The following is a 10,280-nucleotide window of genomic DNA, read 5'->3' on the forward strand; positions in this document are numbered from 1 at the left end:
CCGCAACCGGACCCACCCCGCCATCCCACGGATACCCTGCTGTTGCTGTTGCTGCTGATGTTGCCGGCCAGCGGCCGGCCCTACCGCGGGTGCAGGGCGCAGCCCTGCATCGCCCCCCTACTTCTTCAGGAAGTTGTCCACCAGCAGATGCTTCACGTCATCGAAGCGACCGTTCAACACTGCCTTGGCCGCATACAGCGCCGTGCCGGCCACCTGCTTGGCCTCGATCTGTGGTGGCATCACCAGCTCGGCGCGGCTGGTGTGCACATCCAGCAATGCCGGGCCGCGCTGCGACAGGAAATCCTGCACCGCTTCCTCCAGATCCTCGCTGCGGGTGACCGTGCGGCCATGGAAGCCGATCACTTCGGCCAGGCGGCCGAAGTCCGGGTTCTTCAGGTCGGTGTAGTTATCCAGAAGGCCTTCCACCTTCTGCTCCAGCTCGACGAAGTTCAGCGAGCCGTTGTTGAACACCACTACCTTGATCGGCAGATTCTCCTGTACCGCGGTCAACAGGTCGCCCAGCAGCATTGCCAGGCCACCATCGCCGGACAGTGAAATCACCTGCCGGCCGGGGAAGGCCTTCTGCAGTCCCAGCGCCTGCGGCATCGCGTTGGCCATCGTGCCGTGCAGCAGGCTGGTCAACGTGCGGCGGCTGCCGTTCACGCGGATATGGCGCAGCACCCACACCATCGGCGAGCCGCCGTCGGCGGTGAACAGTGCATCCTCGGTAGCGTGCTTCGAGAGCAGCGCGGTCAGGTGCTGCGGATGGATCAATTCGCCTTCGCCCGGCTGCTCTTCCTGTTCGCGCTTCTTCAGCGCCTTGTCGCGATGCTCGATGCACTCGTCCAGGAAACTGCTGTCCTCGCGCGGCGGCAGCATCGGCAGCAATGCATCCAGCGTCGGTGCGATATCGCCGACCACGCCGAGGTTCACCGGGTGGCGGCGGCCAAGGTGGCTGCCATCGCGGTCGACCTGGATGATGGTGGCCTTGTCCGGGTAGAACTGGCCCCAGGCGAAGTCGGCGCCGAGCAGCAGCAGCGTGTCGCACTCCATCAGCGTGTGGAAGCCGGACTCGATGCCGAAGATGCCGGTCATGCCCATGTTGTACGGGTTGTCCGGCTCGACGAAATCCTTCGCGCGCGAGGTATGCGCGATCGGGGCCTGCAAGCGCCGGGCCAGCTCCAGCAGCTGCGCGTGCGCACCCTGGCAACCGGCACCGGCGTAGATGCCGATGCGCTTGCCCTGCCCCAGCAGCTCGGCGATGCGCTGCAGCTCGGCGTCGGAGGGGCGCAGTACCGGCTGGGTGTAATGCACCGAGAACGGCACGTCGTGCTTCACCTCGGCCTGGCTGATATCGGCCGGCAGGATCACCACCGCCACGCCACGGCGGCTGATCGCGGCCTGGCAGGCCAGGGCCACCACGCGTCGCGCCTGCTCCGGGCTGTGCACCTGCTCGCAGAACACCGTGCAGCTGCCATAGACCGCCTTGAAATCCACTTCCTGCGGGAATTCCATGCCCAGCTCGCTGGTCACCACCTGGCTGGCGATCAGCACCATCGGCGCACGGTTGCGGTTGCTCTCGAACACGCCGTTGATGAAGTGCAGGCCACCGGGACCACAGGAACCCGCGCAGGCGGTCAACTCGCCGCTCACCAGCGAATCGGCGCCGGCAGCGAACGCTGCCACTTCTTCATGGCGCACGTGCACCCAGGCGATCTCGCTGCCATGCATCGCATCGGTCACATGGTTGAGCGTATCGCCCACGATGCCGTAGCAACGGCGGACACCAGCCTGCTGCAGGGCGTCCACCACGATTTCGGCCACGCGCTTGCTCATCGGATACATCCTCGAACGGGGGAACCCCCGAGGCTAGACCCGATGAAGTGATGCCTCCGCAAAAAAAGGGGACGGAGGGAATTAAGTCGCTTGTGCCACAAACGACTTAATTCCCTCCGTCCCCTTTTAGTCGTTGACGTTGATCCAGCCCAGCACGTCGCCGTGATTCGGGCTGCGATAGCGCAGCTTCACCCAGCCGTTCTGTTCATCCTGCAATTCCACGCGATCGCCCTGCACCAGGTAACGTTTGGTGCTGGACGCGCCGGGTCGATCGAACAGGAACAGGCGCGCGGGTACCACGGTGGCCTGCTGGCCGCGCAACGGTCCATCCGGCGGTGCGCCCAGGCCATCGGCAATGGCACTTTCCAGCACACGGCCAGCGGGATCATAGGTGCGCCAGACGGCCAGCGACCCCTGCTCGTCGGCCTGCTCCCACTGCAGCGCGGCGTTCACCGTATCGCCCAGCATCAGCACGCTCTCGGCGCGGTACAGATAGAGTGTCGCGCCTGCAAAACGATACTGGTCGGTGTACCACATCGGGCCGCTGCGACAGCTGCTGGTCAGGGTGCGGCTCAGGTGGTCGACCATCAGGCCCATCAGCTCGCCGCAGCTCTCCCTGCCGTGGGTTGCAGCCCGCAGCGCGCGGAACCCGGCACTGGCGGGATCGAACCGGTACACCGCCACCGCTTCGTTGACCATGCCGACCGGGGCGCGTGCGACCAGTTCCGGGTAACCATCGGAATCGACATCTTCGAGCGACCATCGCGAAGTGCCGTCGGCATCCGCCGCGCCGGCCAGCGTCTGCCGCTTGCCCGACGGTGACAGCTGCACGGCAATGCTGCCGTCCTGCAGGGGATCGGCCTGTGCCTGCACGTGCGCGGCCACCTGGAAGCGCAAGGTTTCGCCGTCGTCCCCACCGGCGTGCGCCGTCGGTGCCAGCGTGCCGGCCAACACCAGGCCCAGCAGGCATTCCCTGTAGTTCATCATTGCTCCCTGCGGCACCGCAGCGGCACCTTCAACTCAGAACGATACCTCGACCGGCTGCCGCGACCACAGCACCGACTGATGCCTGGTCTGCTGCTTCCACGCCAGGCGGATCGCTTCGATATCGGCGCGGCGCTGCGGGGTGTCCTCATGCAGCACCACCAGCACCTTGGTGCGCAGGCGGTTGGGCGCGGCATCGCCGCGGAACAGCCACTGGCCATAGGCATCGAACACGGTCAGGCCATCCGGGAAGCGCGGGGTCACTTCCTTGTCCAGGAAGGTGCGCCACTGCGCGTCGCTGATGGTGTCGGCCTGCGGGCGGTTGCCGGCGCCCTGCTCCTCGCCTACGCCGAAGTACAGCTCGCTGCGCACCCAGCCGTGCGCGGAAGACGGGCGCGCGGCGTCGCCCTTCAGTTCGGCGGTAGTGGCCGTGGCATAGGCGCTGGGCGCCTGCGATGAGAGGCTGGCGCAGCCGCTGGTGGCCAACAGCACGGCGAAGACGAGGCCAAGGTGTTTCATCGGTACAGCTCCGGGGAAGGGGGACAAGGCGAGCCGGCAGCGTACAGCGCCACCGGCCCGGCGTGCTGATGCCAACCGGGCATCAGCTCATGCCGGACCGGCAGGGGCTTGCATCCGCACCGGTCATCACGCGAAGATAATATATCGCTTCATCCGGATGGATGTAAGTGAAACCATCTCCCCTTCCCCCGTCGTCGTTGTTGCTGGAGCCCCCATGTCCGCCCGCCTGCTCGCGTCGCCGCTCGGCCTCGCCATCGCCCTCGCGCTTTCCTCCGCCGCCGCCCCGGCCCTGGCCCAGGACGCCACCAACCTGGATACGGTGATCGTCACCGGCACCCGTGCCGCCGACCGCACCGTGCTCGAATCCACCTCGCCGGTGGATGTGCTCACCGCCGAGGACATCCGCAAGGCGGGCGTGGTCAACGGTGAGCTGGGCAGCGCGCTGCAGGCGCTGCTGCCGTCGTTCAACTTCCCGCGCCAGTCCAACTCCGGTGGCGCCGACCATGTGCGCGCCGCGCAGTTGCGTGGCCTGTCGCCGGACCAGGTGCTGGTGCTGGTCAACGGCAAGCGCCGCCACCACACCGCGCTGGTCAACACCGACAGCAAGATCGGCAAGGGCACCACTCCGGTCGATTTCAATTCGATTCCGGTCAGCGCGATCAAGCGCATTGAAGTGCTGCGCGATGGCGCCGGGGCGCTGTACGGCTCGGACGCCGTGGCCGGCGTGATCAACGTGATCCTCGACAATGGCGGTGACGGCGGCGAGATCGAGGCGAGCTACGGTGCCAACCACACCGACCTCAAGCCGATCGGCCGCACCCTCACCGATGGCCAGACCGGCAACCTCAGCGCCAAGGTCGGCACCTCGCTGGGCGAAGACGGCGGCTTCCTGCGCGTCGGCCTGGAATACAAGCACCGCAACGGTACCAACCGCGCCGGCTTCGACCAGATTCCGCCGTGGGACCAGACTCCGGGCAACCTGGTGCTGCAGGGCAAGCGCAACTATGTGCTGGGCGATGGCAAGAGCAAGGACATCAACCTGTGGCTGAACACCGAGATTCCGGTCGGCCAGACCTCGACGTTCTACGCGTTCGGCACCTTCAACCAGCGCGACACCGAAGGCGCGAACTACTTCCGCTATCCCGATGGCGATGCCAACTGGAAGCAGGTCTATCCGAACGGCTACCGGCCGATCTCCGAAGGTGAGAACCGCGACGTGCAGGCCGTGGCCGGCGTGCGCGGGCAGTGGAGTGAATGGAGCTACGACGGCAGCCTGGACTACGGCCAGAACGACTTCACCTATCGCCTGCGTGATTCGCTCAACGCGTCGCTGGGCCCGACCAGCCCGACCCGCTTCAAGACCGCCGATTACCAGTACGCACAGACGGTGGGCAATCTCGATCTGAGCCGCGTGTTTACCCAGAGCGACAGCATCAGCCACACGCTGGGCCTGGGCGTGGAAGCACGCCATGAGCGCTACCAGACCCGCCCCGGCGACCCGGCCAGCTATGCGGCCGGCCCGTACACCGACCGCCCGACCGGTTCGCAGGCCGGTGGCGGCCTGACCCCGCAGGATGCGGCGCGCCTGTCGCGCGATGTGGCCAGCGCCTATGCCAGCCTGTCCAGCCAGTTCGGCGAGAAGTTCTCCACCGACCTGGCCGCGCGCTACGAGCACAACGACGACTTCGGCGGCGAACTGACCGGCAAGCTCGGCCTGCGCTATGAGTTCACCCCGGCGTTCGCGCTGCGCGGCGCGATCTCCAACAACTTCCGCGCGCCGTCGCTGGCACAGATCGGCTACGAGTCCACCTCCACCGGCTACAACGCAGGTGGCCAGCTGGTGCAGGGCCGCCTGCTGTCGGTCAACAATCCGATCGCACGCGGCCTGGGGGCCCAGAACCTGAAGCCAGAGAAATCGCTGAACACCTCGCTCGGTTTCACCAGCCGCATCGGCGAGCATTTCGACCTGTCGCTGGACTTCTTCCAGATCGACATCGATGACCGCATCGCGCTGTCGGAGAGCATCACCGGTGATGCGCTGACCGACTACGTGGCCGCCAACTACGGCGTCAGCGGCCTGCAGAGTGCCAGCTTCTTCGTCAACGCCGCCGACACCCGCACCCGTGGCGCCGAGCTGGTGAGCAACTGGCGCCAGTCGCTGGGCGATGGCCAGCTGCTGCTGACCGGCACCTATGCCTATACCAAGACCACGCTGAAGAACGTGCTGGCCACGCCGGCCCAGCTGCAGGCGCTGGACCCGGATTATGTGCTGTTCGGGATTGAAGAGACCAACACGCTGACCGATGCCACACCGCGTACACGTGGCAGTTTCTCGGCCGCATGGAGCAACGACCACTGGTCGCTGAGCACCCGCGTGAACCGTTATGGCAGCGCCACCCGCGTGTTCAACTTCGGAGACGGCTACATCCCGCGCCAGACCTACCAGGCCGAGTGGCAGCTGGATGCGGAAGTCGAATACCGCATCACCCCGCAGTGGAGCGTGGCTCTCGGCGGGCAGAACCTGACCGACAACTATCCGGATCGATCCAACAGCGATATCCACTACTTCGGCAACCTGCCGTACGACGTGCTGTCGCCGATCGGCAGCAACGGTGCGTACTACTACGGCCGCGTCCGCTATACGTTCTGATTGCATTGGACCAATCACTCCCGGTGGGTGCGGACCGTTGGTCCGCACTGCCTGGGTTCCATGCAAGCCTCCCCTTCGTGCCGACCGTTGGTCGGCACTACCTGGGGTCAATGCAGGCTGACCCTTTGTGCCAACCAATGGTTGGCACCCACCGGAAGTGATCGCTCTCGGTGGGTGCGGACCGTTGGTCCGCACTGTCTGGGGTCAATGCAGGCTGACCCTTTGTGCCGACCAACGGTCGGCACCCACCGAAGCAAGGCCGTAGCCTGCCCTCGACCCCACGTACACGCCCACGCTGGCAAGCTGGGCGTCATGGCTGAACCGCTCCCCCTGCGTCCGCCGCCGCCATTGCTGGATGACGCCTGCGCGTTGTTCCTTGATGTCGACGGCACCCTGATCGAATTCGCTGCACGCCCGGATGCCGTGCAGCTGCTGCCGGATGTGCGCGAAGCCATCGGCCGCATCAGCGACCGCCTGGAAGGTGCCGTGGCACTGATCAGTGGTCGCCCGCTCGAACAGCTGGATCAACTGTTCGCTCCGCTGCAACTGCCTGCTGCGGGCCTGCATGGCCATGAACTGCGTGGGCAGGATGGTCGCGTACTGCGCGACGAACACGATGACGACACCGCCGAATGGCTGCACGCACTGCACCAGCAGGCGATGCGCTTCGCCCACGGCCATCCCGGCGTGCTGGTGGAAGACAAGGGTGTCGGCCTGGCCCTGCACTGGCGCGGCGCGCCGCATGCAGCCAGGGACGTCCGCGCCTTCGCCGACCGCCACGTGCGGGGCCGTGCCAGCTACCGCCTGCAACCCGGCGACCATGTAGTCGAATTCGTGCCCGTCGGCACCGACAAGGGCCGTGCGGTGCTTCGGATGATGCAGTACCTGCCCTTCCGCGGTCGCCTGCCGGTGTTCCTCGGCGATGACCTGACCGATGAGTTCGGTTTCGATGCCGCCAACGGCCAGCATGGCTGGAGCGTGCTGGTGGGCGAACGTGAACCCAGCGCGGCGGTGTTCGCGCTGCCCGACATACGCAGCGTGCACGCCTGGCTGCGTGAGAATGCCTATTGACCCGGCCAACCCCCACGGCCGCAACCGAGATGTACCGCGTGATGACCCAACCCGATCTTGATCTGGGCGTGGTCGGCAACGGCAGCTTCGGCGCCCTGGTCGACAAACGTGCCCGCGTTGTCTGGAGCTGCCTGCCCACCTTCGACGGCGACCCTACCTTCTGTGCGCTGCTCGGCCCCAACCAGCAGACCGGTGGCGACTTCGCCATCGAGCTGGAGGACTTCGCCAGCAGCGAGCAGGAATACCTGACCAACACGGCGATCCTGCGCACCGTGCTGCGCGACATGCACGGCGGCGAACTGGAAATCCTCGACTTCGCCCCACGCTGGCGCCAGAACGACCGTTTCTACCGCCCGGTCAGCCTGATCCGCCAGGTGCGTCCGCTGGCTGGCAGCCCGCGCATCACCGTACGCGCACGCCCGCTGGCGGACTGGGGCGCGCGCGTTCCGGAATCCACCTGGGGCAGCAACCATGTGCGCTGGGTGCTGCCCGAACACGTGCTGCGGCTGACCACCGACGTGCCGGTGCGCTTCGTGCGCGATGGCCTGCCGTTCGTGCTCAACCATCCCATCCACCTGATCCTGGGCGTGGATGAATCGCTCAACCGTTCGATCAGCGGCTATGTGCAGGAGGCCTTCCAGCGTACCCGCGATTACTGGCGCGAATGGGTGCGCTACCTGTCCATTCCGCTGGAATGGCAGGACGCGGTGATCCGCAGTGCGATCACGCTGAAGCTGTGCCAGTACGAGGACAGCGGCGCGATCATCGCGGCGATGACCACCTCCATTCCTGAAGCCTCCGGCAGCGTGCGCAACTGGGACTACCGCTACTGTTGGCTGCGTGATGCGGCGTTCGTGGTGCGGGCGCTGAACCGCCTCGGCGCCACGCGCACGATGGAACAGTTCCTCGGCTACATCTTCAACCTGGCCACCACCGACGGCACGCTGCAGCCGCTGTACGGCATCGGCTTCGAAGCCAAGCTGGACGAAGATGAGGTCCCCAGCCTGTCCGGCTACCGCGGCATGGGCCCGGTACGACGCGGCAATCTGGCCTGGGTGCAGCGCCAGCACGATGTCTACGGCAGCGTCGTGCTGGCGTCCACGCAGCTGTTCTTCGACCGGCGCCTGCAGGACCCGGGTGATGCGCACACCTTCGCCCGCCTCGAACCCCTCGGCGAGCAGGCCTTCGCCCTGCACGACGTACCCGATGCCGGCCTGTGGGAGTTCCGCGGCCGCACCGAGGTACACACCTACACCAGCGCGATGTGCTGGGCCGCCTGCGACCGCCTGTGCAAGATCGCCGTGCGGCTGAAGCGCGATGACCGCGCCCACTACTGGCGCACACGTGCCGACACCATCCACGCGCGCATCATGGCCGAATCGTGGAGCGAAGAGCTGGGCCACTTCACCGATACCTTCGGTGGCCATCGCCTGGACGCCTCGCTGCTGCTGCTGGCCGACATCGGCTTCATCGACGCGATGGACGCCCGCTTCATCGCCACCGTCGAAGCCATCGGCCGTGACCTCAAGCACGGCAATTCGCTGTACCGCTATGTCGCTCCGGATGACTTCGGTGAGCCGGAAACCAGCTTCACCATCTGCACGTTCTGGTACATCGACGCACTGGCCGCCATCGGGCGCCTGGACGAGGCGCGCGAGATGTTCGAGCTGCTGCTGAAGCAGCGCAATCACCTGGGCCTGCTGTCGGAGGATCTGGCCTTCGACACCGGCGAGGCCTGGGGTAACTTCCCGCAGACCTATTCGCATGTCGGCCTGATCACCGCCGCGATGCGCCTGTCGCGGTCCTGGCAGGAGGCATCGTGAGTCGTCTGGTCGTGGTATCAAATCGTGTGGCCGTGCCCGGCGAGAACCGCGCAGGCGGCCTGGCGGTCGGCCTGCTGGCCGCCCTGAAGGAGCGCGGCGGCCTGTGGTTCGGCTGGAGCGGCAAGACCGTAAAGGAAGGCAGCGGCACGCTGCACCGGCAGAAGGATGGTGACATCGACTACGTCACCATGGACCTGAGCAAGCGCGAGGTCGATGGCTACTACAATGGTTTCGCCAACCGCACGCTGTGGCCATTGCTGCACTTCCGGCTGGACCTGGTCGACTACGACCGCGGCACCCGCGAGACCTACCACAAGGTCAATGCGCTGTTCGCCGACAAGCTCGCGCCATTGCTGCGCGAGGACGACATCGTCTGGATCCACGACTACCACCTGATCCCGCTCGGCGCACTGCTGCGCGAGCGCGGCATCGGCTGCCGCATCGGCTTCTTCCTGCACATTCCGATGCCGTCGGCCGACCTGCTGCAGGCCATGCCCGACCACCTGCGGTTGTTCTCCGCGCTGTACGCCTACGACCTGGTCGGCTTCCAGACCCAGCGCGATGCCGATCGCTTCCAGACCTACCTGCGCCTGTTCGGTGGTGGCCGCGTGCTCGACAACGGTGAGCTGGAAGCACCCGGTGGGCGCCGATTCCGCGCGGCGGCTTTCCCGATCGGCATCGACACCGACCTGATCGCACGCCAGGCCGGCACCGCCGCGACCAAGGCCGCAGTGAAGAACCTGCGCAGCAGCCTGCGGGACCGCCAGCTGGCGATCGGCGTGGATCGCCTGGATTACTCCAAGGGCCTGCCCGAACGCTTCCTCGGCTTCGAACGCTACCTGCAGCGTCACCCCGACCAGCGCGGCTCGCTCACCTACCTGCAGATTGCGCCGGTCTCGCGCGGCGATGTCACCGAGTACCGGCAGCTGCGCAGCCAATTGGAACAGATCGCCGGCCACATCAACGGTGGCCACGCCGAGCCGGACTGGACGCCACTGCGCTACGTCAACCAGAACTTCACCCATGCCACGCTCACCGGCTTCTACCGAGCGGCGGCGGTCGGCCTGGTCACGCCGCTGCGCGATGGCATGAACCTGGTGGCCAAGGAATACGTGGCATCGCAGGACCCGGAGGATCCCGGCGTGCTGGTGCTGTCACTGCTGGCCGGCGCCGCCGACGAACTGAAGCAGGCACTGCTGGTGAACCCGCACGACCTCGACGGCGTGGCCGACGCAATCGCCACCGCAGCGACGATGTCACTGACCAGGCGCAAGGAACGCTGGCACGCGATGATGGAACATCTGCGCACCTACGACATCAACCACTGGCGCCGCAGCTACCTCGACGCGCTGGAAGGCTGAAGAAAAAAGGGGACGGAGGGGATTAAGTCGTTTATG

General features: G+C 66.3%; 7 protein-coding genes. 4 read left to right on the plus strand and 3 right to left on the minus strand.

From position 1 onward, the window contains the following. Window positions 1–117: 117 nt before the first annotated feature. The 3 genes from HMPREF3114_RS11585 to HMPREF3114_RS11595 form a co-directional block, all read right to left on the minus strand. Window positions 118–1,836, minus strand: coding sequence for a thiamine pyrophosphate-dependent enzyme (locus tag HMPREF3114_RS11585; protein ID WP_053501149.1), 1,719 nt, complete (start codon window positions 1,834–1,836; stop codon window positions 118–120). Window positions 1,837–1,962: 126 nt separating this feature from the next. After that, window positions 1,963–2,820, minus strand: coding sequence for an FG-GAP repeat protein (locus HMPREF3114_RS11590; RefSeq protein WP_070489836.1), 858 nt, complete (start codon window positions 2,818–2,820; stop codon window positions 1,963–1,965). A gap of 36 nt (window positions 2,821–2,856) precedes the next feature. Beyond that, complete coding sequence (locus tag HMPREF3114_RS11595) at window positions 2,857–3,339, minus strand: DUF3574 domain-containing protein (protein WP_021202058.1); 483 nt, start codon at window positions 3,337–3,339, stop codon at window positions 2,857–2,859. A gap of 214 nt (window positions 3,340–3,553) precedes the next feature. Between HMPREF3114_RS11595 and HMPREF3114_RS11600 the strand changes: the two genes are divergently transcribed. The 4 genes from HMPREF3114_RS11600 (at window position 3,554) to otsA (ending at window position 10,244) form a co-directional block, all read left to right on the plus strand. Then, a complete protein-coding gene (locus HMPREF3114_RS11600) occupies window positions 3,554–5,989 on the plus strand; it encodes a TonB-dependent receptor plug domain-containing protein (RefSeq protein ID WP_053501151.1) in 2,436 nt (811 codons plus the stop codon). 312 nt (window positions 5,990–6,301) lie between these two features. Beyond that, window positions 6,302–7,060, plus strand: coding sequence for a trehalose-phosphatase (gene otsB / locus HMPREF3114_RS11605; RefSeq protein WP_053499173.1), 759 nt, complete (start codon window positions 6,302–6,304; stop codon window positions 7,058–7,060). 41 nt (window positions 7,061–7,101) lie between these two features. Further along, entirely contained in the window at window positions 7,102–8,883 is a 1,782-nt protein-coding gene (locus tag HMPREF3114_RS11610) for a glycoside hydrolase family 15 protein (protein WP_070489837.1), read from the plus strand. Further along, window positions 8,880–10,244: an alpha,alpha-trehalose-phosphate synthase (UDP-forming) gene (gene otsA, locus HMPREF3114_RS11615; RefSeq protein WP_053499175.1), complete on the plus strand. Its 1,365-nt coding sequence runs from the start codon at window positions 8,880–8,882 to the stop codon at window positions 10,242–10,244. The genes HMPREF3114_RS11610 and otsA overlap by 4 nt, the downstream gene beginning before the upstream one ends. Window positions 10,245–10,280: the final 36 nt, after the last annotated feature.

The sequence above is a fragment of the Stenotrophomonas sp. HMSC10F07 genome (assembly GCF_001807895.1).
Taxonomy (GTDB): Bacteria; Pseudomonadota; Gammaproteobacteria; order Xanthomonadales; family Xanthomonadaceae; genus Stenotrophomonas; species Stenotrophomonas sepilia.